General features: G+C 72.3%; 22 protein-coding genes. 11 read left to right on the top strand and 11 right to left on the bottom strand.

Going from position 1 to position 26,161, the window contains the following annotated elements; translation table 11 throughout:
* Window positions 1-55: 55 nt before the first annotated feature.
* From ACFY0F_RS19565 to ACFY0F_RS19555, 3 genes are all read right to left on the bottom strand, one after another.
* Window positions 56-424, bottom strand: a complete 369-nt coding sequence (locus ACFY0F_RS19565) for a VOC family protein (protein WP_388795393.1) — start codon at window positions 422-424, stop codon at window positions 56-58.
* Between the two features lie 103 nt (window positions 425-527).
* Entirely contained in the window at window positions 528-2,237 is a 1,710-nt protein-coding gene (locus tag ACFY0F_RS19560) for a DUF2264 domain-containing protein (RefSeq protein WP_388795390.1), read from the bottom strand.
* A gap of 22 nt (window positions 2,238-2,259) precedes the next feature.
* Window positions 2,260-3,309, bottom strand: a complete 1,050-nt coding sequence (locus tag ACFY0F_RS19555; RefSeq protein WP_388795388.1) for a rhamnogalacturonan acetylesterase — start codon at window positions 3,307-3,309, stop codon at window positions 2,260-2,262.
* A gap of 189 nt (window positions 3,310-3,498) precedes the next feature.
* On the opposite strand from ACFY0F_RS19555, the gene ACFY0F_RS19550 reads away from it, so the two are divergent.
* The gene (locus ACFY0F_RS19550) at window positions 3,499-5,214 is read left to right on the top strand and encodes a rhamnogalacturonan lyase B N-terminal domain-containing protein (RefSeq protein WP_388795386.1); all 1,716 of its coding nucleotides are present in this window, start codon (window positions 3,499-3,501) and stop codon (window positions 5,212-5,214) included.
* A gap of 10 nt (window positions 5,215-5,224) precedes the next feature.
* On the opposite strand, the gene ACFY0F_RS19545 is transcribed toward ACFY0F_RS19550, so the two are convergent.
* On the bottom strand, window positions 5,225-6,637 hold the full coding sequence (locus ACFY0F_RS19545; protein WP_388795383.1) for an RICIN domain-containing protein: 1,413 nt from the start codon (window positions 6,635-6,637) through the stop codon (window positions 5,225-5,227).
* Window position 6,638: 1 nt separating this feature from the next.
* Window positions 6,639-7,712 (bottom strand): family 43 glycosylhydrolase, encoded by a 1,074-nt coding sequence (locus ACFY0F_RS19540; RefSeq protein WP_388795380.1) that lies wholly within the window; start codon window positions 7,710-7,712, stop codon window positions 6,639-6,641.
* A 254-nt stretch (window positions 7,713-7,966) separates the two neighbouring features.
* Between ACFY0F_RS19540 and ACFY0F_RS19535 the strand changes: the two genes are divergently transcribed.
* Window positions 7,967-10,006 (top strand): autotransporter-associated beta strand repeat-containing protein, encoded by a 2,040-nt coding sequence (locus ACFY0F_RS19535; RefSeq protein ID WP_388796202.1) that lies wholly within the window; start codon window positions 7,967-7,969, stop codon window positions 10,004-10,006.
* Here ACFY0F_RS19535 and ACFY0F_RS19530 read toward each other — a convergent pair.
* Complete coding sequence (locus ACFY0F_RS19530; protein WP_388795377.1) at window positions 10,000-11,391, bottom strand: amino acid permease; 1,392 nt, start codon at window positions 11,389-11,391, stop codon at window positions 10,000-10,002. The genes ACFY0F_RS19535 and ACFY0F_RS19530 overlap by 7 nt on opposite strands.
* Before the next feature lie 125 nt (window positions 11,392-11,516).
* Between ACFY0F_RS19530 and mmuM the strand changes: the two genes are divergently transcribed.
* Window positions 11,517-12,443 (top strand): homocysteine S-methyltransferase, encoded by a 927-nt coding sequence (gene mmuM / locus ACFY0F_RS19525; RefSeq protein WP_388795374.1) that lies wholly within the window; start codon window positions 11,517-11,519, stop codon window positions 12,441-12,443.
* Between the two features lie 260 nt (window positions 12,444-12,703).
* Here mmuM and ACFY0F_RS19520 read toward each other — a convergent pair whose 3' ends face one another.
* Window positions 12,704-14,269, bottom strand: coding sequence for a carboxylesterase/lipase family protein (locus tag ACFY0F_RS19520; RefSeq protein ID WP_388795370.1), 1,566 nt, complete (start codon window positions 14,267-14,269; stop codon window positions 12,704-12,706).
* A gap of 587 nt (window positions 14,270-14,856) precedes the next feature.
* Between ACFY0F_RS19520 and ACFY0F_RS19515 the strand changes: the two genes are divergently transcribed.
* Window positions 14,857-15,906 (top strand): LacI family DNA-binding transcriptional regulator, encoded by a 1,050-nt coding sequence (locus ACFY0F_RS19515; protein WP_388796199.1) that lies wholly within the window; start codon window positions 14,857-14,859, stop codon window positions 15,904-15,906.
* A gap of 92 nt (window positions 15,907-15,998) precedes the next feature.
* Here the strand turns inward: ACFY0F_RS19515 and ACFY0F_RS19510 are convergent, their stop codons facing one another.
* Entirely contained in the window at window positions 15,999-16,256 is a 258-nt protein-coding gene (locus ACFY0F_RS19510; RefSeq protein WP_388795367.1) for a hypothetical protein, read from the bottom strand.
* Window positions 16,253-17,116, bottom strand: a complete 864-nt coding sequence (locus ACFY0F_RS19505; RefSeq protein ID WP_388795364.1) for an oxaloacetate decarboxylase — start codon at window positions 17,114-17,116, stop codon at window positions 16,253-16,255. The genes ACFY0F_RS19510 and ACFY0F_RS19505 overlap by 4 nt, the downstream gene beginning before the upstream one ends.
* 254 nt (window positions 17,117-17,370) lie before the next feature.
* Here ACFY0F_RS19505 and ACFY0F_RS19500 point away from each other — a divergent pair, with 254 nt between their 5' ends.
* Both ACFY0F_RS19500 and ACFY0F_RS19495 read left to right on the top strand, forming a co-directional pair.
* Window positions 17,371-17,886 carry a barstar family protein gene (locus ACFY0F_RS19500; RefSeq protein ID WP_388795362.1) on the top strand — a complete coding sequence of 172 codons (516 nt, stop codon included), beginning with the start codon at window positions 17,371-17,373 and terminating at the stop codon, window positions 17,884-17,886.
* Window positions 17,887-17,969: 83 nt separating this feature from the next.
* Complete coding sequence (locus tag ACFY0F_RS19495; protein ID WP_388795359.1) at window positions 17,970-18,371, top strand: VOC family protein; 402 nt, start codon at window positions 17,970-17,972, stop codon at window positions 18,369-18,371.
* Here the strand turns inward: ACFY0F_RS19495 and ACFY0F_RS19490 are convergent.
* Both ACFY0F_RS19490 and ACFY0F_RS19485 read right to left on the bottom strand, forming a co-directional pair.
* Complete coding sequence (locus ACFY0F_RS19490; RefSeq protein ID WP_388795356.1) at window positions 18,354-19,049, bottom strand: helix-turn-helix domain-containing protein; 696 nt, start codon at window positions 19,047-19,049, stop codon at window positions 18,354-18,356. The two genes, ACFY0F_RS19495 and ACFY0F_RS19490, sit on opposite strands and share 18 nt — an antisense overlap.
* Window positions 19,050-19,253: 204 nt before the next feature.
* Window positions 19,254-20,417, bottom strand: coding sequence for a YihY/virulence factor BrkB family protein (locus ACFY0F_RS19485; RefSeq protein WP_388795353.1), 1,164 nt, complete (start codon window positions 20,415-20,417; stop codon window positions 19,254-19,256).
* A gap of 176 nt (window positions 20,418-20,593) precedes the next feature.
* Between ACFY0F_RS19485 and ACFY0F_RS19480 the strand changes: the two genes are divergently transcribed.
* The 5 genes from ACFY0F_RS19480 (at window position 20,594) to ACFY0F_RS19460 (ending at window position 26,151) form a co-directional block, all read left to right on the top strand.
* Entirely contained in the window at window positions 20,594-22,231 is a 1,638-nt protein-coding gene (locus tag ACFY0F_RS19480) for an acyl-CoA dehydrogenase family protein (RefSeq protein WP_388795350.1), read from the top strand.
* 304 nt (window positions 22,232-22,535) lie between these two features.
* Window positions 22,536-23,807, top strand: coding sequence for a GAF domain-containing protein (locus ACFY0F_RS19475; protein ID WP_388796196.1), 1,272 nt, complete (start codon window positions 22,536-22,538; stop codon window positions 23,805-23,807).
* A gap of 183 nt (window positions 23,808-23,990) precedes the next feature.
* On the top strand, window positions 23,991-25,331 hold the full coding sequence (locus ACFY0F_RS19470) for a hypothetical protein (protein WP_388795347.1): 1,341 nt from the start codon (window positions 23,991-23,993) through the stop codon (window positions 25,329-25,331).
* A gap of 17 nt (window positions 25,332-25,348) precedes the next feature.
* On the top strand, window positions 25,349-25,936 hold the full coding sequence (locus ACFY0F_RS19465; protein WP_388795344.1) for a GNAT family N-acetyltransferase: 588 nt from the start codon (window positions 25,349-25,351) through the stop codon (window positions 25,934-25,936).
* A gap of 131 nt (window positions 25,937-26,067) precedes the next feature.
* On the top strand, window positions 26,068-26,151 hold the full coding sequence (locus ACFY0F_RS19460; RefSeq protein WP_310591794.1) for a putative leader peptide: 84 nt from the start codon (window positions 26,068-26,070) through the stop codon (window positions 26,149-26,151).
* The last annotated feature ends 10 nt before the right edge of the window (window positions 26,152-26,161 follow it).

Below are 26,161 nucleotides of genomic sequence, written 5' to 3'. Positions count from 1 at the left end.
GAACGCTAGGCGCGCATCTCTTCGGTGCCCGCCGAAGTGTGCGCGCCGACGGGTCCTACTGCGCGCGCTCCTCCGCGCTGCGCTCCACGCAGAACTCGTTCCCCTCGGGATCGACCAGGACCGCCCAGCCGCTGCCGTCCGGCTTACGGTGGTCGTCGACCAGCTTGGCGCCGAGGGCGAGCAGCCGTTCGACCTCCGCGTCACGGGTGCGGTCCTGCGGCTGGATGTCGAGGTGGACCCGGCTCTTGACGTTCTCGGCGTCAGGCACGGTGACGAAGAGCATCCCCGCGCCCTCGATCAGTGCCTCCTCGTCACCCGGGTGGTCGTCCTCGTGCAGGGGCAGTTCGAGCACCTGGGACCAGAAGGTGGCGAGCGCGTAGGCGTCGGCGCAGTGGACCGTGATGTGACGGATTCTGGAAGTCATGGACCCGGATTCTCGCGGAAGTCCGGGAAAAGGCTGAACGATTTTCGCAAGGCCTCCCGGCCCGGCGGCCACCGAAGGCCACGACATCGGTACACCGACGGGCTCACCGGGGCGTGACCGACCATGCCGGCCCTGCGGATCGCCCGTCCGGCGCACTGAAGCGGAAGGCCCTGGACGGGCCCGCCGCCCAGTGGACCACCACCCCGTGATCCTGCCGCGTCTCCACGGTCACCAGCTCCGTAAGGGGCAGGGGGTCCGGCTCGGCGGTGAGACGGGCGAGGGTGACGAAGAGCGTGGCCTCCTCACCCGTCACCCCCTCGAGCTCTTCCGACAGGCCCACCGCGGCGGCGAGTTCGGCCCGTACGCCCTCGGGAGCCGCCCAGCCCGTGATGCGCACCGGCGTCCCGGGAGCCGCCCCCGCCACCAGGTGCGCCCGCACCTCGACCGCTCCCTCGGCCACCACCAGGCTGGTCACCGTGATCCCGTCCCGGACGGTGTGCCGGGACGCCGCCCAGCCGTCGCCGACACCCAGCGGCACGATGTCCGTACGGCCCGGATCGCCGTCCACGACGACACTGTTGTCGTACGACGCCGCGGGCGCCGTCGCCGTCGAGTAGGCGAGCCGCGTGTAGTACGGGTCGTAACGGACGTCCTCGCTGCCGTGGTTGTGAAGGCGCACCAGGCCGTCCGAACGCGTCGACTGCAGCAGCCAGTTGGGAGCGGCGACCGGTGTCACCTCGTCCGCGCGCTCCGCCGGGCCCGGTTCCTCGGCCGCCGTCCACACCGGGTGCTCGGGCGGCAGCAGCAGGCCGAGGAAGGCCTTGCCGGCCCAGTAGGGCGAGGCGGGGCCGGAATAGCCCTGCAGCACCGCCTCGTCGGGGCCGTGCCAGCCGAGGGTCAGCAGGCCCCGCTCGTCGACCGCGCCCCGTTCGAGGAAGTACTTCAGCGCGCCCGAGGCCAGTCGTCGGGTCTCCCCCGGCGTCAGCGGCGTACGCCCGGTCAGGGCGCCCAGCCACAGCGGGGCCGTCGTCGCGAAGCGGTAGGTGAGGGAGCGGCCCTGGTGCATCGGGGCACCGTCGGCGCCGAACAGGCGGGCGTAGTCGGCGAGATGGGTCTCGAGCCGGCCGCCGTAGAGGTCGAGCAGGGCGGGGTCGCCGGCGAGGAAGGCGTGCAGCACCGGGTAGAGGTGCATCGCCCAGCCGTTGTAGTAGTCGAACTTGCGGCCGTCGCCGTCGGTGTACCAGCCGTCGCCGACGTACCACTGCTCGATGCGTTCCAGGCCGCGGTCGATCGCCTTGCGTGCGGCGTCGGCCTCGTGGCCGATGTCCGCCAGGAAGCCGCCGACGGTGACCGGGAACAACTCCCAGTTGCACGGCCAGGGTTCGGCGGTGAGCGCGTCGGCGAGCCAGGCCGCCGTCCGCCGGCGTACGGGATCGTCCAGCCGGTCCCACAGCAGTGGGCGGGTCAGACGCAGCGCAAGCGCGATCGAGGCGGCCTCGACCAGGGGCTGGCCGCGGTCCTCGATGCGGGGCCAGACGCCCGCGGTGCCCGCGGCGAGTCCCTCGGCGTAGCGGCCGAGCGCGTTCTCGTCGCGGCGGAAGGCGGCCAGCAGGAGGGTGCGGGCGTAGCCCTCCAGACCGTCGGAGAGACGGCCGGACCAACTCGTGCGCTCGCCGGGCAGGTGGTACAGCGCCCGGTCGGCGGTGGCGTACGGCTGCACCGCGGCGAGCAGGGCGTCGGCGGCGGCCTCCCAGTGCGCGCGGCTGTAGCCGGTGCGGGGGCTGAGGGAGCGGTCGTCGGCGGGCAGGTGCATCAGGTTCCTTCCAGGGCCACTGTCACCCCCGCACCCTGTCCTTGGGGACCAGGTGCTGGGCGAGGAGTTCGTCGCGGACCAGGCCGGCGTAGACCGTGGCGCCGTGCGCGGAGGTGTGCGTGTTGTCCTTCTTCTCGTTGTACAGGTACAGCGCCTTGGAGCCTTCCACGCCCAGCGACTCCACCAGTGCCTTGGTCTTCGCGGTGAGGTCGATCAGCGGGACGTGCTCGGCGGCGGCGACCTCGCGGATCACCTGCGGGTGGTTGACGCCGAGGCCGTTGACCAGGAGCGCGGTGTCGTTGTTCAGGGTGCCGTCGGAGTTGAACCAGCGGCGCACGATCGGGGTGACCAGGACCGGCCGGCCGCCCTTCTCGCGCACGCCCGCCACCATCGTCCGCAGGTTCGCCCGGTAGGTGGCCTCGTCCGTCGTCTTGTCGTTGTGGGCGAGCTGGACCAGGACCAGGTCGCCGTGGTGGATCAGCGGCTGGACGGTGCCCCACAGCAGCGGGTTCTGCAGATAGGTGACCGTGCTTTCCCCGGAGTCCGCGTGGTTGGCGACGGACAGGCTCTTGCCGAGGTACTGCGGGAGCCGCTGGCCCCAGCCGGAGTACGGGTCGGCGGGCTGGTCGCAGACGGTGGAGTCGCCGATGAGGAGGATCTGGCGGGGGTGCCTGGCGGGGGTCACCCTGATACCGGCGAGGGCGGGTGCCGAGCCGTCGAACGCGAGGTCGAGGCCGGGGCTGCCGTCGGCGCCGGTCGGCTCGCCCTCCGGGGTGCGGACGTCGACGGTGAAGGCACGGGTGACGCGTTCCCCGGCGGCGACGGAGGTCTCGGGCAGCAGGGCGCGCCGGGTCTCGCCGCTGACCGCCGTGCTGGAGGCGGTCGCGCCGCCGAGGACCACCTTCACGTCGTAGGTGCCGGGCGGGACGTCGAAGTGGCAGGCGGTGGCGGTGCAGTTCGCGATGCCGAGGGGCGGCTGCCGGTCATGGGCGTGGGCGGGCGCGGCCGACAGCACGGCCGTCAGGGTCGCCGCCGCGAGCGCGGCCGTACGCACACCGGTGAAAGGTCTCACTCCTGGCTCCTCCGTCACGGCGACATATCCGGCCGCTGGACCGTACCGCTCCTCGCAAGCGCTTTCTAGACCTCCGGCGGTTTTCCCGAGACAGCCGACTGCCGCTCGGTGAAAGCCCTTTCGCGAAATCGATTCAACTGTCACTCTGCCAGACACCCGCACCCCCACACCTCTGAAGGAGGCACCCCCATGTCCGGATCCGTGAACAGACCGGTCGGACGCCGTACCTTCGTGCTCGGCACGGCCGCCGCCGCCGGTTCCGCCGCCCTCACCGGACCGCTCGCGGCCTCCGCGTCCGCCACGTCCGCCACGTCCGCCACGTCCGCCACGTCCGCCACCGGCTTCGGCTACCGCGACGACGGTTCGAACTACGTCGTCGACACCGGCGCCGACCTGGTCTTCAAGGTCAGCAAGACCAACGGCGACCTCACCTCGCTGGTCTACCGCGGCACGGAGTACCAGGGCTACGGCGGCAAGAACTCGCACGTGGAGTCCGGCCTCGGCACGTCCACGGTGACCGCCAGGCAGTCGGGGACGACGATCCTCGTCTCGGTCGCCCACGGCACGCTCAGGCACTACTACGCGGCCCGCAGCGGCGAGAACAACATCTACCTGTGGACCAACAAGGCGGACTCCTCGGTCAGCGCCACCCGGTACATCGTGCGCGTCAAGGCCGGCCTGTTCCCCAACGACCAGCCCGACTCGTACACGTACACCACCAGCACCGTCGAGGCCTCGGACGTGTTCGCCAAGTCCGACGGGCAGACCCGCTCCAAGCACTACTCGAAGCTGCGGGTGACGGACTACGACTACATCGGCTGGGCCACCGGCAGCGTCGGCCTGTGGATCGTGCGCAGCAACCACGAGAAGGCCTCCGGCGGCCCGTTCTACCGCTCCCTGCTGCGCCACCAGAGCGCGGACGGAGGCGGCCTGTACGAGATCCTGTACTACGGCGAGAACCAGACGGAGCCCGAGCGCTACGGCCTCCAGGGCCCCTACGTCATCGCCTTCACCGACGGCGGGGCGCCCTCGTCCGCGCTGTTCCCGGGGACTCTGACCACCTCCTGGGCGGACTCGCTGGGCATCTCCGGATACGTGCCGGCGAGCGGCCGGGGCCGGGTGGCCGGCGTCGGCATCGCCGGGCGGAACACGGCGTACCCGTACACCGTGGGGCTGGCGAACTCGGCGGCGCAGTACTGGGGGCCGGCGCGGGCGTCGGACGGCTACTTCTCGGTCGGCGGTGTACTGCCGGGTGCATACACGCTGACTGTCTACAAAGGCGAGCTGGCGGTGTACAGCACATCGGTGACCGTGACCGCGGGCACGACGACCACGGTCAACACCCTCACCGTCCCCTCCTCCAACGACCCGGGCAACGCCACCGCCATCTGGCGGATCGGTGACTGGAACGGCACGCCGGGCGGCTTCAAGAACGCGGACCTGATGGCGTACGCGCATCCGTCCGACGTGCGGGCCGCGCCCTGGACCGGCAACGTGGTCATCGGCAGTGGCACGGAGACCTCGGCGTTTCCCTGCTACCTCTGGAAGGACGTCAACAGCGGCATCGTCGTCCACTTCAAGCTGACGGCCGCGCAGGCCGCCGCCGCGCACACCCTGCGCATCGGCGTGACCACGGCCTACGCGAACGGCCGCCCCCAGGTCGTCGTCAACGACACCTGGACGTCGGCCGTCCCCTCGCCGCCCACCCAGCCCAGCACCCGGTCGCTGACCGTGGGTTCGTACCGGGGCAACAACCACACGTTCACCTACAGCGTCCCGGCGTCCGCCTGGCTGACGGACACCGGCGCGTACAACACGCTGAAGATCTACGTGGTGAGCGGCTCGGGGACGACGTCCTATCTGAGCGCGGGCACGTCGATCGACGCGATCGACCTGCTGGCCTGAGCCGCCGACGTCATGATCCGCGCGTCCACTGCTGGTTGGTGCCGCCGTTGCACGTGTACGTGATGACCGCGGCGGAGTCGGCGGTGGACGCGCCGGACACGTCCAGGCACTCGCCGGTCGCACGCGACTTGACGTTCACGTAGGAGCCGGAGGTGGTCAGCGACCACTGCTGGCCGGTGGCCGAACCGCTGCAGTTCTCCTGGGTGACGGTACCGGCGTTCTCCTGCACGCACAGGGAGCTGTTCCTGACCACGAGCTGGTAGTAGCCGCTGCCCACGGACTTGAACCAGTACTTCTGGTTGGTGCCGCCGTTGCAGCCGTACTGCTTGATCTGGGCGCCCTGCCACAGCGACTGCCCGGTCACGTCGGCGCACTTGCCGCTGTGCCGCGCGACCAGCGTGTTGTAGGTGGCACTGGTCCCATCGACCGTCCCGGCGGCCGTGTCGACGGTGACCTCCGGGTACCAGGACATGGACATCGAGGTGGAGGTGGGGAAGGTCAGCGGGGACCACACGTAGCGGGAGTCGTTGACGGTGCCGCCGAAGGAGTTGCCCCAGCGGTCGCCCATGTAGAGGTACGACGTGCCGGACGTCCCCTGCACGGGAAGAACGTATGCGGTCTGCGATCCGTAGGCCGTCGAGTCGCCGACGTTCGTCATCGACGTCCACGGGCCGGCGAGGGAGGTGGCGGTGGCGTACTGCTGCTGGTTGGGGTTCCAGCCGGTGGCGCCCGAAGTGAGCATGAAGTAGACACTGCCCCGCTTGAACAGGGCGGGTGCCTCACGGTGGCCGCCCGGCCAGGGGTTGGCGACCAGGCTCGCGATGCCGGTGTAGTCCGCGGTCAGCCGGTAGATGTGCAGGTCGTAGTTCTCGTTGGCGGCGGAGACCATGTAGGCCGTGCCGTCCGTGTCGACGAACGTGGTGATGTCCCGGGACATGGAGGAGCCGAGCGGGCGGAAGCTGCCCTTGTAGGTGTAGGTCCCGTCGACCGTGTCGGAGACGGCGACGGCCGCGCGGGCCTCGCTGTAGTCGGTGCCGTTCTCCTTGTGCATCCACATCACGAACTTGCCGGTCGACGCGTTGTAGACGACCTTCGGCCGCTCGATGTAGGCGGTGCCCAGCTCCGAGGCACTGGACCGGGTCAGGACGTGGTTCCTGAACTCCCAGTTCTTCAGGTCGGTGGAGCGGTAGGCGTCGACGTACTTGAAGGTGTTGTCGGAGTTGCGGTCCTCGCCGAACCAGTAGTAGTACGAGCCGACCTTGATGACTCCGCCGCCGTGGGCGTGGACCGCGCTGCCGGAAGTGTCCGTGAACTGCGTGCCGTTGGTGATCGTCTGGGCCGCGGCCTGGGCGGGCCCGGCGGTCGCCAGTGCCGCAGCGAGGGCGCAGGACAGGGCCAGGAGGATCGCGTACGCGCGTCTCATCTCAGGAGCCCTCCTTCGCGGTGTCGGCGACGGGGACGCCGAAGTCCGGGGTGCCGTCCGGCTTCCAGCCGAGCTTCTGGATCCGGGTGTGGCGGTTGGGGTCGTTCAGCGGGTCGCCGGTGATCTCCTTGTACTGGCGGGCGTGGTAGACGAGGACGTCGGTGCGTCCGTCCTCGGCGACCGTGAAGCAGTTGTGGCCCGGGCCGTACTGCTTGGTGGTGTCGTTGCTGGTGAAGACCGGGGTCGGCGACTTGCGCCAGCTCGCCGGGTCCATCAGGTCGCTGTCGGCGTCGGCGGTGAGCATGCCGACGCAGTAGTGGTAGTCGGTGGCGCTGGCGGAGTAGGTGAGGAACAGGCGGCCGTTGCGCCGCAGGACGTACGGGCCCTCGTTGACCTTGTAGCCGACGCACTCCCAGTCGTACTCCGGGGTGGAGAGCCGGATCTGGGGGCCGGTGAGGGTCCAGGGGTCGGACATCTCCGACAGCCACAGCGCGGTGTTGTTGTCCATACCGGGCTCGTGCTGGGCCCAGGCGAGGTAACGGCTGCCGCGGTGCGTGAAGGTGGTGGCGTCCAGGGAGAAGGTCTCCCAGGCCGTCTTGATCTGGCCCTTCTCCACCCAGGTCCCCTGGAACGGGTCGCGGTGCGCGTTCTCCAGGACCCAGATGCGGATGGCCCACACGTCCTCGGCGGGCGCGGAGGCGAAGTAGATGTACCACTTGCCGTTGATGCGGTGCAGTTCCGGCGCCCAGATGTGCGCGCCCATCGGGCCGGTGGTGTGTGCCCGCCAGATGACCGACTCGGCGGCGGCGGAGAGGCCGTTCAGGGTGCGCGAGCGGCGCAGAATGATGCGGTCGTACTCGGGCACGGTGGCCGTGAAGTAGTAGGAGCCGTCGGTGTGCCGGGTGATGTGCGGGTCGGCGCGCTGCGGGACGAGGGGGTTGACGTAGGGGGACGCCTTCCGGTGGGCGGCAGCGGCGGGCGCGCCGGCCGCGGCGGCCAGGAAGGCGCCGGCTGCGGCGCCCTTCAGCACCACCCTGCGGCTGGGGACGCGGGGCAGGTCGTGATCGCGGCTCATGCGGACTGCCTCTCGGTGGGGGACGGGGGCATGGTTCGAGATGGCGAACGCCAGTTGTCATTACGAACGCCGAAAAGGTAAGGGTGAGTTACCGGGAGGTCAACGGGTCTGACGGGACTGGGGGCAAGCGATTTCTGCGGATGGTTCCCAGCGAATTTCTGTTATCGGTCCGCGGCGACGGGCGTCTCCGTACCGTGCACAGCCATCTCCACACCACAGCAGCGGTCACCGGCGCCCTGGCGGCGGTCGTCCTCATGGCGGGCGCTCCCCCGGCCGCGGCCGGCCCCCGGGACGCCACCGCCGATGTCCTCGCGGGCCGGGACGTCACACTCAGCGGCGACACGGTGGTCACCGTGCCTTCCGGGACCACGACGTACCACGGGGTCTTCCGCGGCGAGGGCACCCTCACCGTGCGCGGCAGCGGAACACTGGTCCTCACCAAGGACAGCGACTTCACCCTGCCCAGGTCCCGGCAACGCCAGGTCGTACGCACACAGGGCGGCAACCACCCGTATGTCACCGTCGCCCACCCCGACCCGCCGGCGATCACGGTCGAGCGCGGGGCGACCCTGCAGTACGGCGACGGCGGCACGACCGGACTGATCGGCCACTTCCCCTACAACACCCCGGCGTTCCGCCTCAACCAGGACAACATCCGGGTCGACGGCCGCCTGCGGCTGTCCCTCACAAGCGCCTACAACCTGGGGACCATCAGCGGCTCCGGTCTGATCACCCAGCCGAGATTCCTCTGGGGCACCTGGGACCTCTCCGGCGTCCATCCCTTCTCCGGGGTGATCGACAACGGGACGCAGCTCAACGCCGGACGACCGGAGTACGCGACCTCGCTGCCGAACGTGCGCAAGGTCCTCAACCAGGGCACCTGGACCGTGGACACCCCGCTGGGCCAGACCGTCACCATGGGGATGGACTTCTACCAGCGCGAGTACGGCAGCGACATCAACGTGCAGTCCCGGCCGGGCAGCAAGGTCGTCCTCACCGGCCAGTACAGCTGGTCGGACCAGGGCGGCGACACCAACCCCTCGCTGAGCGACCCGGCCCTGAACTGGACGCCCGCCCGGAAGAACGTCAACAAGCGCGGCACCAACATCAAGGGCGCGAACGTCCAGTGGGGCGACGGCACCACGAACAAGATCTTCATGCCGGGCACCGCCGAGACCGTCTACATCAATCTGCTGGCGGCCCGGTCCCGTTCACTGCTGACGTTCGACTACAACGGACCCGTGACACTGGGCGCTCCCATCGGCGGCGGCAAGTTCCACGATACGCTGGCCGCCCCCGGCGCCGGCGACATCGTCGTGAAGGGGACGAAGGGCAACGACGTCACCTTCGCCGCCGTCCAGTACTACAACGGCTCGACGACCGTGGAGAAGAACGCCGTGCTGCGGCTGGGCAGCGGCAAGTCCGGTGGCGACGGTGGACTGTATACACAAGGCGACCTCTACAAGATCGTCGACAATGGTTCGCTCGTACTGAACAACAGGAGCAGAGCGCTGGCGCTGTCCCGGATCAGTGGCAGTGGCTCCCTCACCCAGTCCGGCGCCGCGACGACCACGCTCACGGGCCGCGCGGTGACGTACACGGGCCCCACGACCGTCACCAGGGGCACGCTGGCCCTGCGCTCCGGAGCGACCCTCGCGCACAGCCGGGCCGTCAGGCTGGCCTCGGGCGCACGGCTGGACCCGGGCGCCCCGGGGCTGCGGGTGGCGACCGCGCTCACCGGCAAGGGCACGGTGAAGGGTTCGGTGACCAACGACGGACTGGTGGCCGGCGGACTGACGGTGACCGGGGACTACACCCAGCACGCGAAGGCCGAACTGGTCTTCCAGGGCAAGCCTTTGAAGGTGGCGGGCAGGCTACGGCTGGCCGGGACCCTCGACATGGCGGACGCCTCGGCCGCCCCCGCGCGGGAGATCACCCTGATCGACCACGGGGGTCGCGCCAGGACCAGCGGCACCTTCGACGGGCTGGGTGAAGGGGACCGGCTGAAACTCTCCGGCACCGTCTACCGGATCAGCTACCGGGGCGGTGACGGCAACGACGTCGTCCTGACGGCCGCCTCCGCCGGTGCCGCCCCGTCCGTCCGTGCCGAGGCGGCGGAGTCCACCGGCGGCCCGGTCACGGCCGACACCCGCAACGCGAGCGCCACCGCCGAGGGTTTCGGCTGGTGGCCGTACGTCCTCGCGCTCGGCCTGCTGGGCGGGCTGGTGTTCCCGATGGGCCTGCGCACCCGGCGCAGGGGCCGACGCGGCGGCGGACGGCACGCGGCTCACTGAGACCCGGCGCCGGGCTGTGCGGGCCGCTCCGCCGGCTCGCGGCGGCCGCGCAGCCACACGTACACCGGGATGCCCGCGAAGAGGAACAGCACGCCCTGGTAGACGGCGGCGTAACCGGCGCCCGCGATCAGCCAGAAGGAGAAGGCGAACGACAGGGCGGCGACGATCAGGTCCCGGGTGAGGCCGGCGGGGCGGACCCGGTCGCGGGTGCCGCGGGCCAGCCAGTACAACTGGGCCGCCGCCGACAGCAGGTACGGGACGCAGCCGGTGAAGGTCGTGATGAGGACGAGGACGCGGAAGGTGGTGTCCGGGCCCGCCGTGTAGTTGAGGGCGATCAGGAGCGTGCCGAGGACCACGCAGGCCCACACGCCGAAGCCGGGCACCCCGCCCTTGCCGATTCTTGCGAAGGGGGCCGGGAAGAGTCCGTCGCGGGCGGCGGCGTACGGCATCTGCGCCGCCATCAGGATCCAGCCGTTGAGGCACCCGGTGATGGAGGCGACCGCCACCAGGGCGATCGCGGTGCCGCCCCAGTGGCCGCCCGTGATCGCGTTCACGGCGTCGGCGAACGGCGCCCCCGAGTTCACGAGCCGGTCGTGCGGGACCAGGCCGAAGACGGCGACCGTGCCGAGGAGGTAGACGAGGGCGGAGGCGAGGGTGCCGAGGACGCTCGCGCGGCCCACCGTGCGCTCCGGGTCGTCGACCTCGCCCGCGCTGACCGCCGCCGACTCCACGCCGAGGAAGCTGTAGAGCAGCAGCGCGGCGGAGGCGGCGACGGCGCCGGGGACGCTGTCACCGGAGGCGTTGAACGGGCCGAAGTTGTCGGTGTCGACGAAGAACAGGCCGACGGTGGCGACCAGCAGCAGGGGTACGAACTTCAGGATGGTGGATACGATCTGCACCGCACCGACCCAACGGGTCCCGGCGAAGTTCGCCGCCGCCGGAAGCCAGAGCGCGGCGAGGGCGACGAGCCCCTGCGCCAGGTGGTTGCCGTGCAGGGGTACGAGGACGTCGACGTAGCCGACCACGGCGACCGCGAGGGCGGCGATGCTGACCCAGCACATCGTCCAGTACGACCACGCCGACAGGAAGCCCGCGAACGGGCCGAAGGCGTCGCGCGGATACACGTACAGCCCGCCGGTGACCGGGCTGCGCCGGGCCAGCCTGCCGAAGAGCAGCGCGAGCAGCACGGCGGCGACGGACAGGACGAGGAAGGCGAGCAGGCTGACCGTGCCGTACGGGGCGACGGTCGCGGGCAGCGCGAAGATGCCGCCGCCGATGATGTTGCCCATGACGAGGGCGGTGGCGGCGGTCAGGCCGAAGGCGCGGCGGCGCGGAGCCGGGGAGAGCTCCGGCCGGGTGGTCCCGGTGGGACTGGGGGAAGTCATGGCGGTTCCGGGGTGGCAGGTGCGGGGAGGTGCGTGATCGTAACCCGGTATCCCACATGGTGGGCGATCTGTTCATGTACTGGACACACTCGGCTGTCCGGGTCCTGGTGGACTAGCGTCGGGGCATGACCAGCGACACCCCTCCCCCGCTCACCGAGGCCCTCGCCGCCGGCACCGTCGTACTCGACGGCGGCATGTCCAACCAGCTCGAGTCCGCCGGGCACGACCTGAGCGACGAACTGTGGTCGGCACGGCTGCTCGCCGAACGGCCCGAGGCGATCACCGAGGCGCACCTCGCCTACTTCGAGGCGGGCGCGAACGTGGCGATCACCTCCAGCTACCAGGCGACCTTCGAGGGCTTCGCGAAGCGCGGGATCGGCCGGGAGGAGGCGGCCCGGCTGCTCACGCTGAGTGTGGAGCTGGCCCGGGAGGCGGCTCGGCAGGCCCACGCCGAGGGGGTCGCGGGCCCGTTGTGGGTGGCGGCTTCCGTCGGCCCGTACGGGGCGATGCTCGCGGACGGCTCCGAGTACCGGGGCCGGTACGGACTGAGCGTGGCCGAACTGGAGCGCTTCCACCGGCCCCGCCTGGAGGTACTGGCGGCGGCCGGGCCCGATGTACTGGCCCTGGAGACGGTTCCGGACGCGGACGAGGCGGCGGCGCTGCTGCGAGCGGTGCGCGGATTGGATACACCCGCCTGGCTTTCGTACACCGTCGACGGTGGTCGCACCCGCGCCGGACAGCCCCTGGAGGAGGCGTTCGCGCCGGCCGCCGACGCCGACGAGGTGATCGCGGTCGGCGTCAACTGCTGCGCGCCCGAGGATGTGGAGCACGCGATCGAGACCGCCGTCCGGGTCACCGGCAAGCCGGTGGTGGTGTATCCCAACAGCGGCGAGGCCTGGGACGCCGGGGCCCGCGCGTGGAACGGCCGCACCAGCTTCACCGCCGAGCAGGTCGAGGCCTGGCGCAGGGCGGGCGCTCGGCTGATCGGCGGCTGCTGCCGGGTGGGCCCGCAGGCGATCACGTCGATAGCGCAGGCGGTGGGCGCGGCCTGACCGAGGCCCTGCGGGTCCGGCCCCGCGCGCCTTTGGCTTCGGCCCCCCGCTGTTCGACCGACGAGCATCTGCTGCCGGGCACACACGTGGTGGTGCGGGGCTCGGTGGCGAAGCCGGCGGGCGCGGTGGACCGCTGACGGCTCGACCGCGCGGTCTGCTGACGGCTCGACCCGGTGGTCCGGCGGCGGCTCGACCCGGTGGTCCGCGACGGCTCGGCCCGGTGGTCCGGCGGCCGGTCGGCCCGGTGGTCCGGCGGCGGGTCAGTGCAGGCGGGCGCCGATCGAACGGCGCAGCCGGCGCACCGTCACCGCGAGTTCCGCGCTGCGGACGGCGTGTGGGCCGTCGACGGGATCCGGTGTGCGGTCGGCGATCGACCACAGACCGACCTCGGAATCCAGCGGCCTGTATGCGGTATACGGTTCACCGTCGCCGAGGACCCGGACCGGATGGGCGGCATCCCAGGCCTCCCACCCCGGATCCCCGTCGGTCGCGAACCGCACCCATGCCGTGTGCATCGTGTCGCACAGTTCCTGCGGTGCGCCCTCGCCGGCGAGGCGGGCGGACTCCGGGGCGTCCCCGGTGTCGAAGACGAAGCCGAGCTCGAGCCCGTGGCAGGCGCCGAGCCCGGGCAGGCGGGAGGGCCAGGCGAACTCGTAGACGTACGAGGACGCGGGGCGGGCGTCGGCCAGGCGGTGCAACGGCACGCGCAGCAGGTGGTCGGTGACGAGCTGGCCGACGAGCTCGGAGGGCGAGGCCTTCGGGTGCAGGGCGCGGTAGCCGCGCGGCACCTCGTGGCCGCAGTGGCAGCGGGCCATGGCACCGGCCAGGGCGACCGCGCCGAGCCGGTCGACGTGCTCCACGAGCCCGCCCGGCACCAGCCACAGCCGGTACTCGTCCCGGGTCCAGCCCATGAGGAGGTCGACGCCCCGCGCGGCTTCGCCGTCGAGGAGGGCCCGCAGCGGGTCTCGGGGCACGAGGTCGCCGTCGACGACGATGCCGAAGGCCGGGCCCCCCAGCACCGGGCTGCTGAGCCGGCCGGCCTCGGCCTGGGTACGCAGCAGCAGCTCCCGGTCGACGGCGGCGAAGGCCTCGGCCGTGGCGGGGATCTTCAGCCGGTTCGCCATGCGGCGCACCATGCGCCGCACCTTGTCGCGGTCGGAGGCCCCCGGGGCCCCGCTCTGCAGCACCGCCCGCCGTAGCAGGCCCTGCGCCTGGGGTGCGACGAGCAGGGCGCCGGCGCTGATGGCCCCGGCCGACTGCCCGGCCAGGGTCACCCGTCCGGGGTCGCCGCCGAAGGCCTCGATCGAGGCGTGCACCCAGCGCAGGGCGGCCAGCTGGTCGCGCAGCCCGGGGTTGGCGGGCGCGTCCGGGAACAGGCCGTAGCCCTCCACCCCCAGCCGGTAGTTGACCGAGACGAGGACGACGCCGTCGCGCGCGAAGGCGCGCCCGTCGTACACCGGGACGGCCGAGGACCCCCTGGTCAGCGCGCCGCCGTGGAGCCACACGAGGACGGGGAGCCGGGCGCCGGGGCCCGGCTCGGGGGTCCACACGTTGAGGTTGAGACAGTCGTCGCCGGGTACGACCGGGTCGGACAGGTACTGCGCGAACGCCTCCGAGTACGGCGGTTTTGGCGCCGTGGGGCCGAACGCGTCCGCGTCGCGCACCCCGTCCCAGGGTTCGGGCGGCCGGGGCGGGCGGAACCGGCCGGGGCCGAAGGGCGGGGCGGCGTACGGGATGCCACGGAAGACGGCGATCCCGTGTTCGTACCTGCCGCGCACCGCCCCGTACGGTGTGGTGACGACGGGGCCCGTCCGGTCAGCCGTCATGTGCCCACCAGCCCTTCGCGGCGCTCCTGTACCGGTAACACCACAGCACCACATCACCGCCGGGTATTCCGCCGCACGGAGCGCCGAGACGGCTGGTTCAGGCCATCTCTCGGATCGCGCCCATCTGGCCCATGCCGGTTTGGAGGCTGCCCTCAGACGGGGGTGTAGCAGTTCAAGGGAAGGCGGGCGCGGGTTGAGGTAGCGGTGTCGCCACCGCGGCAGCGCCCCCGGCCTTCCGCGACCTCACCAACCGCATCGTCCGGTCGCTTCTGGAGACCGGCGGTTTCAGACCGCGACTACACCCTCGATCGGAATGGCCGGTTCGGCCCTGGTCGCGGGGCCGATGCCGCCTGCACTGCGGACTTCACCCGGTCCGGCTCACGTGTACACCTGACCGACCGGTTCCGCTGTTCGAGGTTTCGAAAGTTCCACCCGCTATGATCCCGTGAATTCCCATGTCTTCCCGCCGTGTTGACGCGCACCTATGGTAGGAAGCGCTTTCTGCCCGGTCGGTGCCCGGGCCTCGGAAGCAGCGTTGGTCGCAACTTTCGATGGCCCTCGGGCGGGCCGGGGAGGCGGGTTCGGCGATGGTCCGTACGGGGAGCGCGAGCGTGGCGGCCGGTCCGACACTGGCCGTGGTGGCCCGCGAGGCGGGGGTGTCGGTGCCCACCGCGTCGAAGGTGGTCAACGGCCGGGAGGACGTGGCGCCGGAGACCCGCCGCCGGGTCACCGAGGCGCTGGACCGGCTCGGCTACGTCCGCAGGCCCCGCTTCGACGCGGCGAAGGTGCCCGGACTGGTCGATCTCGTGGTGCACTCGCTGGACAGCTCCTGGTCGGGTGCGGTGCTGCACGGCGTGGAGGAGGCGGCGCACGAGGCGGGCCTCGAGGTGGTGGTCTCCGCCGGGCTGAACCGGACCCGGGGCGGCCGCCCCGAGCGGGGCTGGCTGGACAAGCTCACCGCGCGCGGTTCCTCGGGGGTGCTGTTCAATCTGGCGGAGCTGTCGGCTTCGCAGTACGCCTGGCTCGGCCAGCACCGCATTCCGTACGTGATGATCGATCCGGTGCACGAACTCCCGCCCGGTGTCGTCTCGGTGGGGGCGCAGAACTGGCAGGGCGGGGTGACGGCGACCGAGCATCTGCTGGGACTCGGCCATGAGCGCGTCGCCGTGATCGCGGGGCACCGGCGCACGATGTGCTCCAGCGCGCGAGTGGCGGGGTACCGCTCGGCGCTGGCGTCGGCCGGGGTGCGCCAGCGTGCCGAGTACGTCCGTCACGCGGGCTTCGACGAGACCGCCGCCCGGCTGCACACGCACGAACTGCTGGACCTGCCCGAGCCACCGACGGCCCTGTTCGTCTGTTCGGACCGGATGGCGCTCGGGGCGTACGCGGCGCTGGCCGAACGGGGTCTGCGGGTGCCGGACGACATCAGTGTGGTCGGCTTCGACGACCTGCCCGAGTCCCGCTGGGTCGCCCCGGCGCTGACCACGGTCCGCCAGCCACTGGCGGAGATGGCGGCGACGGCCCTCAGACTTCTGGTGCGGATGATGCACGGCGAGCGCCCGGAGGGGACGCGCACGGAGCTGTCGACACGGCTGGTGCTGCGGGAGAGCACGGCGGCGCCGTCCGGGGCCGGCTGAGCGCGGCGCCGTCCGGGGCCGGCCGAGCGCGGAGCGGAGACGGCCGGGAACCTCCCGCACGGGGTGCCCGGCCGCCGTCTGCCGTGAGCCGCTCAGTCGTGGCTGGCGTGGTGGCCTGCGCCGACGATGGCCTCCATCAGGTCGACGGCGCTGCCGTCGTGGTCGCTGCCGGCGGTGCCGCTGCCGGTGGAGACGTTGCCGGTGCGGTCGACCTCGAGGATCGAGTCGGCGTGCGAGTTGTCGATGACGGTGATCAGCCCCCCGTTCGCGGCGGCGGGCGGGGCGGCGGCCCCGAGGAGGGCGACCGCCAGTGCCGTGGCCTTGCGGAGGCGGGGTGCCGTGCGGCTCACACGCCCACGCCCTCGGGGGCCGGCCGGTGGCGGGCGATGTTCCGCTCCAGCAGACGGGTGGCGGCCCTGACGCCGACCCCGCGGGTGGGATCCACCTCGGGCAGCCGTCCGTCGGCCGCCTTCAGGCCCGCGAGCGCGGAGTGCATCGCCTCGTGCGCGGCGAACAGGCACGGGGTGCTGTAGATCGCGACGTCGACGCCCAGGTCGGAGAGCTCGCCCAGCGACAGGCGCGGCGACTTGCCGCCGGCGATCTGGTTGAACAGCAGCGGCTTGTCGCCGACGACCTCGCGGATCCTGCGGATCCACGCCACGCTGCGCACCCCGTCGACCAGGACGACGTCGGCGTCGGTGGCGGCCAGCCGCTCGGCCCGGTGCAAAATGTCGTGCTCGTCGGTGGCGTCCGTCCGGGCCACCACCACGAGGTCCTGGCGGGTGGCGAGGACCTTCTCCAGCTTCTCCAGGTACTCCTCCAGCGGCAGCACCTGCTTGCCGTCGGCGTGCCCGCAACGGCGGGGGCGCTTCTGGTCCTCGAGGATCACACCGGAGGCGCCGATCCGCTCCAGACCCTCGACCACGTGACAGGCGACCTCCGCGTCGACGTACCCGTCGTCGATGTCCACCAGCAGGTGGTGGTGCGGGAACGCGCCCCGCAGCCGCTGGACGAACGCGAGCATGTCCGGCCAGGCGATGAACCCGATGTCCGGCAGCCCGTAGTACGAGGCCGCGAAACCGAAGCCCGAGACGAACATCCCGTCGTAGTGCTCGGCGGCGATCGACGCCGAGTACATGTCGTACACGCCGATCAGCGGGGTGGTCCCCGGCCCGGCGATCCGCTCGCGCAGCTTCTTCCCGTGAGTCAAGGTCCGGCTCCTCGTGTGGGTGGGTGGCGCGGCTGCCGGTGCGGCGCCGCGTCGCGACATCCCTTTACCAAGACAAGAGCATCTCTTGAGATCCGACTGGGATTGCCTATGGACGGGCTTTACTCACTCGGATGGAGCAACGGGTTCACCGCAGAAACGTCACGCGGTCTGTCCCCCCTTCGCCGTACGGAGGGCGCGTCCCGTCCGACCCCGACCCAACGGCCCGCCAGACCTCTCCGGGACAGGGTCCCGCAGTGGCTGCCTTCGACCTCGACGCCGACCTCGCCCTGCGCCTGACGACGAACACCTTCGTCCCCCTGTTCCGGCGTCGGCGGCTGCGGGACGAGACCACCGCGTGGCTGCACGACCACGGCTACCGGATCGTCGCCCTGGACGCCGGACGGTGGACCACGGAAGCGGACCTGCACCGGGATGTCGCGGCGGCACTGGACTTCCCCGACTACTACGGCCGCACCCTCGACGCGCTCGACGACTGCGACGTCGAGGCGTACGAGTACGGGACCACCCGGGAGGCGACCGGCCTCGTCCTCGTTCTCAGCCGCTACGACCGCTTCGCGCGGGCTCAGCCGCGCGCGGCGCAGGCGGTCCTGGACATCGTCGCGGACCGCGCCCGCGGCGCCGCGCTCTTCGGGCACCGCATCATGGCCCTCGTCCAGAGCGACGACCCGGACATCGCCTTCGAGCCGGTGGGCGCCATGGCGGTGCTGTGGAACGACGCGGAGGCGCTCGACAGCAGCCGCCGCGCGTGAACCGACTCCGGCGGCCGGCCGTCGGCCCGCGGGTGTCCGATTCCTTCAAGACCGGCCGGCCGGCCCCTGCCTACGGTGATCGCATGACTCCACGTTTCTCAGTGGTCGGCGTGGTGGCCTCCGACCTGGCCGCCTCGCTCGCGTTCTATCGCCGCCTCGGTCTGGTCTTCCCCGACGGCGCCGAGGATCAGCCGCACGTCGAGGCCGAGTTGCCCGGGGGGCTGATCCTCGCCCTGGACACCGAGGACACCGTCCGCTCCTTCCACCCGGACTGGCGGCCGCCGGCCGGCGGGGGCCGGGTCGCGCTCGCCTTCCGGTGCGCGACGCCGGCCGAGGTCGACGCCGTGTACGAGGACCTGGTCGGCGCCGGGTACCACGGCGAGCTCGAACCGTGGGACGCCTTCTGGGGGCAGCGGTACGCCACCGTGCACGACCCTGACGGCAACGGCGTCGACCTGTTCGCCCCGCTACCCCCGGCCCAGTAGTTCTCGGAGCGTCGTCCCCGCCAGATCCCGCACCTCCCGGGCCAGATGCGGCTGGTCGGCGTACCCGGCCCGCACGGCCGACTCGGCGAACGGCACCCCGGCGCGGACGAGGGCGAGCGCCCGCTGCAACCGCAGCACCCGGGCCAGCGTCTTGGGGCCGTAACCGAAGGCGCTCAGGCAGCGGCGGTGCAACTGGCGGGCCCCGAGGCCGAGTCCGTCGGCCGTGGCGGCGACCGGGCGGCCCGCGTCCAGTGCCGTGACCAGCCGTCCGAGCAGCGGATCGGGCGGGCCCGCCTCGGCCGCCCGCTCCAGCGCGATGTCCTCCAGGGCCCTCGCGGGATCGGGCGCGGCGGCGACGCGGGCGCTCAGGCGCCGTACCCGGGCGGCGGGCCACAGGTCGGCCAGTTCCACGCGCTGGTCGCGCAGTTCGTACGCCGGTACGCCGAGGAGGGCGGACGCGGTGCCCGGCCGGAACCGGACGCCCGCCCAGCGGCGCGGCCGGCCGCCCGGGACGTACGCGTGCGTGTCGGGGCCCGCGACCAGCAGGCGTCCCTCGTTCCACAGCAGGTCCATGCAGCCGTCCGGCAGCACGGGCCGCGCGGGCCGCACGGCGGGGTCCTCCAGGGTGCGGCGCCACACCACCGCTCCGGTCAGCCGGGACGCCCGTTCCTGGTACACGTGCGCCAGGCTACGCCGCGGACGCCTCGGGCCGGGCCCGGCTGTCCCGCGGCCGGCAGGTGGCCGCTGCCGTCGACTGCCGTGGTCACGCCTGGGCGTGCGGCGCCGGGGCGCTTCCGGAGGACCGGGACGTCGCACCGATCCGCCGCCGAAGCGCCGACCGGGCCGCCATGCCGGCACCCGGCGGCGGGCCGCCCGCCCCGGTCACTTATCGGGCGGCCCGGTCTCCCCCGCCGTCTTGTGGGCGTTGTGCTGGCTCCTCACATGCGCGCGCAACCGCGCCGTCACGTCCTCCGGGGGCAGGAAGCGCGACCAGCGCTCGGGGAACTCGGACGGCATGTCGGGGTCGTCGGGGTCGTCGGGGGCGCTCTCGAGGGCGGCGGCGGCCCGGGCGACGTACTCGGCGACCTGGACCTCGCGCAGTCGCTCCTGGGCGGCGCGGGCGGCGGCCGTGGCGGCGGCCGGCCAGACCCGGTCGATGGCCGCGTTGACGGCGGCGCCGACGAGCACGGCGAACGCGGACACACCGATCCAGAGCAGCACCGCGACGGAGGCGGCGAGGGAGCCGTAGATCGTGGCGCCCTCGATCGTGCTGGTGAGGTAGATGCGCAGCAGGAAGCTGCCCAGCACCCACATGGCCAGCGCGACCAGGGCGCCGGGCACGTCCTCGATCCACGGGGAGCGCACCGGCACCGACACGTGGTAGAGCGTGGTGAGGAAGGCGATCGAGAGGACGATCACCACCGGCCAGTACAGGACCTGCACCAGCGTCTCCGACCAGGGCACGATCCCCACCACCGCGTCCGGCCCCGCCACCATCAGCGGCAGCGCCACCGAGCCGATCAGCAGCGCCACGATGAACAGCAGGAAGGCCATGATCCGGGTCTTCACGATGCCCCGGACGCCGTCGAGGCCGTACATCACGGTGATGGTGTCGATGAAGACGTTCACCGCGCGGGAGCCCGACCACAGGGCGAAGAGGAAGCCGATGGAGATGACGTCGGGGCGGCCGCCCTTCATCACGTCGTGCAGGATCGGCTCGGCGATCTCCTTGACGCCCTTGTCGGACAGCACGGTCCGGGAGGCCTCCAGGAGGTTGTTCTCCAGGGACTGGATGGTGTCGGCGCCGGTCCAGGCGTCCACGTAGCCGAGCAGCCCGATCAGGCTCAGCAGCAGCGGCGGCACGGACAGCAGCGTGAAGAACGCCGCCTCGGCCGCCAGGCCCAGGATGCGGTACTCCATGCACGAGTTGACGGTGTCCTTGAGCAGCAGCCAGGCGGTCCGGCGCTTGGAGACGTTCCGGTAGAGGACTCTGGCCCGGTGGAGCCGTCCGCCGGGCCGCTCGGTGGGTTCACTTGCTGGCTGCACGCCCTAACGGTATCCGCCGGGACGGACCCCTCTCACCTCGCGGGCGGCGCCTCGCGGCAGGGGGACCCGGGAGCGGGCCCGGGAGCCCGTCGTGTTCGGGGCTCCGGTGCGCCCGGCGACCGTGACTGTGTCACTCTGGGGCCATCACCGCCGTCGCCCCGGGTAGGTTCGCTGACATGGCAGGCACCAGCACGCACTCCGTGACGAACCAGCCACCGCCGCTGGTCGGACATGACCTCTTCACCACCGACCGGGCGCTGAGCGAGGCGGTCGAACGGCACACCGATCCGGACCTGGTCGACGAGGTCCGCGACGAACTGTCCGGGCTCGGCAGGACCTCGGGCTCGGCGCAGGTACAGGAATGGGCGGTACTGGCCAACGAGAACCCGCCCAGACTGCGCACCCACGACCGCTACGGGCACCGTGTCGACGAGGTCGAGTTCCACCCGGCCTGGCACCGGCTGCTGGGCAAGGGGGTCTCGGCGGGACTGACCACCGCCTGGGTGCGCCCCGCCGGGCACGTGCGGCGGGCGGCCGGGTTCCTGATCTGGTCCCAGGTCGAGTCGGGCAACGGCTGCCCGCTGTCCATGACCCACGCGGCGGTGCCCGCGCTGCGCACCGATCCCGGGCTCGCCGCCGAGTGGGAGCCCCTGCTGACGTCCACGATCTACGAGCGGGAGCTCAGGCCCGCCCACCTCAAGGCCGGGGCGGTCTTCGGGATGGGCATGACCGAGAAGCAGGGCGGCAGCGACGTACGGGCGAACACCACCGCCGCGACCCCGCTCGCCGAGGACGGCACGTACACGCTGACCGGGCACAAGTGGTTCTGCTCCGCGCCCATGTCGGACGGGTTCCTGGTGCTCGCTCAAGCACCGGGCGGGCTGACCTGCTTCCTCGTGCCCCGGGTCCTCGAGGACGGCACCCGCAACGTCTTCCTCATCCAGCGGCTCAAGGACAAGCTGGGCAACCGGTCGAACGCCTCCAGCGAGGTCGAGTTCGACGGGACCTGGGCGCGCCGCGTCGGCGAGGAGGGGCGGGGGGTGCGGACCATCATCGAGATGGTCGCCGCGACCCGGCTCGACTGTGTGCTCGGCTCGGCGGGGCTGATGCGGCAGGCGGTGGCGCAGGCCGTGCACCACTGCGCCCACCGGGAGGCCTTCGGCGGCAAGCTGATCGACAAGCCGCTGATGCGCAACGTCCTCGCCGACCTGGCGCTGGAGTCGGAGGCCGCGACCGCACTGGCGATACGGCTCGCCGCCGCCTACGACGACGGGAGCGAGCGGGAGCGGGCGCTGCTGCGGCTGGCGGTGCCGGCCGCCAAGTACTGGGTGACCAAGCGGTGTACGCCGGTGGTGGTGGAGGCCGCCGAGTGCCTGGGCGGCAACGGCTACGTCGAGGAGTGGGGCATGCCCCGGCTGGTGCGCGAGTCGCCGCTCAACTCCATCTGGGAGGGCGCCGGCAACGTACAGGCGCTGGACGTGCTACGGGCGCTGCAACGCGAACCGGGGGCGCTGGACGCCTATCTGGTCGAGGTGGGCCGGGCGCGTGGTGCCGACCACCGGCTGGACGCCGCGGTGAAGGACCTGCTGGTCGAACTCGGCGAGCTGGAGGGCGTGGAGGGGCGCGCCCGGCGGCTCGTGGAGCGGCTGGCGCTGGTTCTGCAGGGCTCGCTGCTGGTGCGGTTCGCGCCACCGGAGGTCGCCGACGCGTTCTGCGCCTCCCGGCTGGGCGGCGACTGGGGCGCGGCCTTCGGCACGCTGCCGTACGGGCTGAATCTGGCCGCCGTGGTGGAGCGGGCCCGGCCGGTCTCCTGAGGGCGGCTGATGCGGGAGTGGTGCTGCGCCGACACGGCACCACTCCCGCTCACGGCCCTCGCGGGCCACGGCGCCATCAGGGCGGCGCTGCTCAAGTTTCGGCCACCGCCGGGTCCGGCCACCAGGGTTGCAAGGGGTTGCAACTTGTCGGGGTCCGTGGGCGGACTGTGTCCCTGCGACGGGTACCGGCGGGCACCATGGGACGAGCGGTCGGGCCGGAAAGCGTCGTCCGGACCGCCGGGCAACCGCTTGCCCGCAGCACGTCCCACAGCCCTCTAGGAGGACTTCCGTGGCCGACTCGTCGATGACCGTGGCGCGACTGGCCGCCATGGACGTGTCGCGAGCGGCGCGGGTCCTGGACGAGGTGCGCGCGGCCGCGCTGTCCGGGCGGCGCACGCCGCTGGCACCGCGACCGGTGATCGAGCAGTCCTGGGGGCGGATGCTGCGCGGCGGGCTGGATCCCGACCGCGGTTCCCGCAGCGGACTGCTGGCTCCGGAGGAAGTGCTGCGCAGGCGGGAGGAGTCGGCGCTGCGGCACGTCCTGCCGGTGCTGCGGCAGGGGCTGTTGACGGTCGCCGACGTCGCCCGGCACATCATGGTGGTGACCGACGCCGAAGGCCGGGTGCTGTGGCGGGAGGGCAGTGCGGCCGTGCTGCGCAAGGCCGACGGTCTCGGTCTGGAGGAGGGCGCGGACTGGCGGGAGGACGTCGTCGGCACCAACGGCGTGGGCACCACGGTGGTGGTGCGCCGGCCGGTGCAGGTCTTCGCCGGTGAGCACTTCGTGCGCTCGCACACCTCGTGGACCTGCGCCGGCGCTCCGGTCACCGACCCCCGTGACGGCCGGCTGCTCGGCGTGGTGGACATCAGCGGCCCGCTGGAGACGATGCATCCGGCGACGCTGGCCTGGGTGGACTCGGTGGCCAAACTCGCCGAGGCGCGGCTGAGGGAGCTGCACCTGACCGCGCTGGAGCGGCTGCGCGCCGAGGCGGCGCCGGTGCTGGCACGGGTCGGCGGGCGGGCGGTGGCGGTGGACCGGGACGGCTGGACCGCCGCGGTCACGGGACTGCCGTACAGCCCGCGCGTCGGGCTGCCCTCGGCGTTGTCGGCGGGCCGCCGGTGGCTGCCCGCGCTCGGCCTGTGCTCGGTGGAGCCGCTGGGCGACGGCTGGCTGGTGCGCGCCGCCGACCAGCCGCCGCCCGGCGCCGCCCGGATCGTGCTGGACCTCGCCGGGCCGCGGCACTGGACGGTGACGGTCTCCGGCCAGGCGGGGTCCTGGTCCCGGGAACTGAGCCCCCGGCACGCCGAGTTGCTGTACCTGCTGGCCCTGCACCGCACCGGGCGCAGCGCGGCGGGACTGGCCGCGGACTTGTTCGGGGACCCGTCCCGCACGGTGACGGTACGGGCCGAGATGTCACGGGTGCGGCGGTACCTGGGGGCGTTTCTGCAACACCAGCCGTATCGTTTCTGCGAGGAGGCGGAGGTCGAGGTGCTGCTGCCCGAGGATCCGTTCGCACTGCTGCCCCACTCGACGGCGCCGGCCGTGATCGGGGGCCGGACTTCGCCGCTGTCGTCCTGAATGGCGGCGGAGCTTACCGCATTTGGCATATTCAGCATATCCGAGGGTGCATCTTCCGCATATTTGCGAGGTCTTCGACCCACGCCGCCCCGACTGCCGTAGCATCCCCCTACGGGCCACCCCACCTGCTCCTCGGTCAACGCAATGACCATCAGGCGCAGTTGGCCCGCCTCGGGAGGAGACATGAAGCAACGCGGCAGACACCGCCGGCGCAGACGAGGTGCGGCGCTGCGCGCGGTCCTCGCCGGGACCGCACTCGCACTCACCGCGGCGGCCACCCTGATCAGCGCTTCGCAGGCCACGGTCGCCGACGATCCCGGCGCCCTGAAGCCACTGTCCTCCTCCGCGGGGACCGGCGCGCTGCGGCTTCAGGAGCACCCCGTGCCGGCCCGCTCGCTGGACCGGCTCTCCTCGGCCATGGGCGGTCCGGTCGGTGTCGGCACGGTGCTGCGGAGCGCGGACCGCACCCTGCGCGAGTCGGCCGACTGCGGATCCGAGGAACGCGAGTCACTGCCCGTCGCCCCGGTGCCCACGACGGCGTACTGCTGGGATCCGGCCGACACCGCCGCCACCGGCTGGCGGCCGGCCTCGGTGACCACGTCCGGTGACGCGGACGACGACGGTCTGTGGGGCACCGACCGTGTGATCCTCGCGGGCTGGACGCACAGCACGACGTCCGGCCCCGTCCACGAGCGGGGCCTAGCCCGGGTCGCCTTCGTCGACGCCGACCATCCCCGCCACCCGTCCTACCGCTGGGTGCTGCTGGTCGTCCCGGTGGACGAGGGGCGCGACTACCGCGGCCTGACCTCGCCCGTCTCCGGCATGGCCTGGTACGGGGACAAGCTGCTCGTCACCTCCGGCCCGAAGTCCGCCGAGGCGCTCTACGTCTACGACCTGAACCGCATCCAGCGCACCAGCGTCGACGGCCCCGCGGTCGGCCGGGTGCCCGGCGGCTGGTCGGCCGACGGCTACGGCTATGTGATGCCGGCCGTGGCCTCGTACCGCTTCACGGCCGGCCGCTGCGCCGGCACGGAGCACGCCGCCCCCTGTCCGGGCAGTCTCTCCCTCGACCGGGGCACGTCCCCCGACAGCCTGGTCGTCGCCGAACGGACCCCCGCGGGCGGCGACCGGCAGTCCCGTCTGTGGCGGTACTCCCTCAGCGCGGTCCCGGCGCACGGCGGGCCGCTCGCCACGGACGCGGCCGGCCGGGTGGACGCGGTGGACGCGTACCGGACCGGGGCGGCCGACATCCGGGGGGTGCTGTCGTACCACCCGGTCGGGGCGGCCCGGCCGACCTGGTACATCGCGCACCCGCCCCGCGACCTGGACGGCCACGGCACCCTCTGGGCGCAGGACGCCGACGGCGCGAGGTCGGCACGCTGCGGCTCCGACGCCACGCGCCATTGCTGGGCAGAGGAGGCAGGGTCCCTGTCCTACTGGCCTCAGACGGGTGAGGTGTGGTCGGTCACGGACCGCATGCTGTTCTCCCTGCCCCTGACCGCCATCGACAGTTCGCTGGGGTAGATGATTCCCTGAGCGCCATGAGCAGCGTCACGGTCACCACCTGGTCCCTGGAGCAGACGTCCCCGGCCGACCTTCTGCCGGCCGCCGCCCCCGACGGCGACGTCCGGATCGTCCGTTCCGAGGTCCCCTCACCCGAGTTCAGCCGCTTCCTGTACGCGTCGGTCGGCGGTGACATCCGCTGGACCGACCGGCTGAGCTGGAGCTACGACCGGTGGCGGGAGTACCTGGAGCGGCCCGGCGTGGAGACGTGGGTCGCCCACGACCGGGGCACTCCGGCCGGTTTCGTGGAGCTGGACCCGCAGGCCGAAGGGGTCGTGGAGATCACGTACTTCGGCCTGCTGCCCGCCTTCCGCGGCCGGCGCATCGGCGGCCATCTGCTGGCCCATGGCACGGCCCGGGCGTGGGACCTCGCCGAACGGTGGAGCGGGCGGGCGCCGACGAAGCGGGTGTGGCTGCACACCTGCAGCAAGGACGGCGAGTTCGCCATGGACAACTATCTGCGGCGCGGCTTCCGGCTGTTCGACACCAAGGTGGAGGAGGAGCGCGAGGCGCCGGCGCCGGGGCCCTGGCCGGGGGCGTATCCGGGGGCCCGTCCGGGGGCCTGACGACATGGACGTACGGCCACTGCGGGCCGTCCGCGCATGACGCAGATCACAGCGTCCATGATTCGGGACATGCATGTCCACATCGCGGATAAAGGTGGACTGGCCAGAGATCCCCATGACACGCTTTCGGCATGTCCGGAACTGGAATCGCCTTGGTGAGTCGGCGGCACGTCGACCTCGGCCGCATGTCCAGCGCCATCTGTCCGGCGCGCTGACAGCTCCAGC

Source organism: Streptomyces sp. NPDC001544 (assembly GCF_042894285.1).
In the GTDB taxonomy this organism is placed as follows: domain Bacteria; phylum Actinomycetota; class Actinomycetes; order Streptomycetales; family Streptomycetaceae; genus Streptomyces.
The sequence above is the reverse complement of the archived record's forward strand: the minus strand, read 5'-3'. Positions and strand labels throughout refer to the sequence as shown.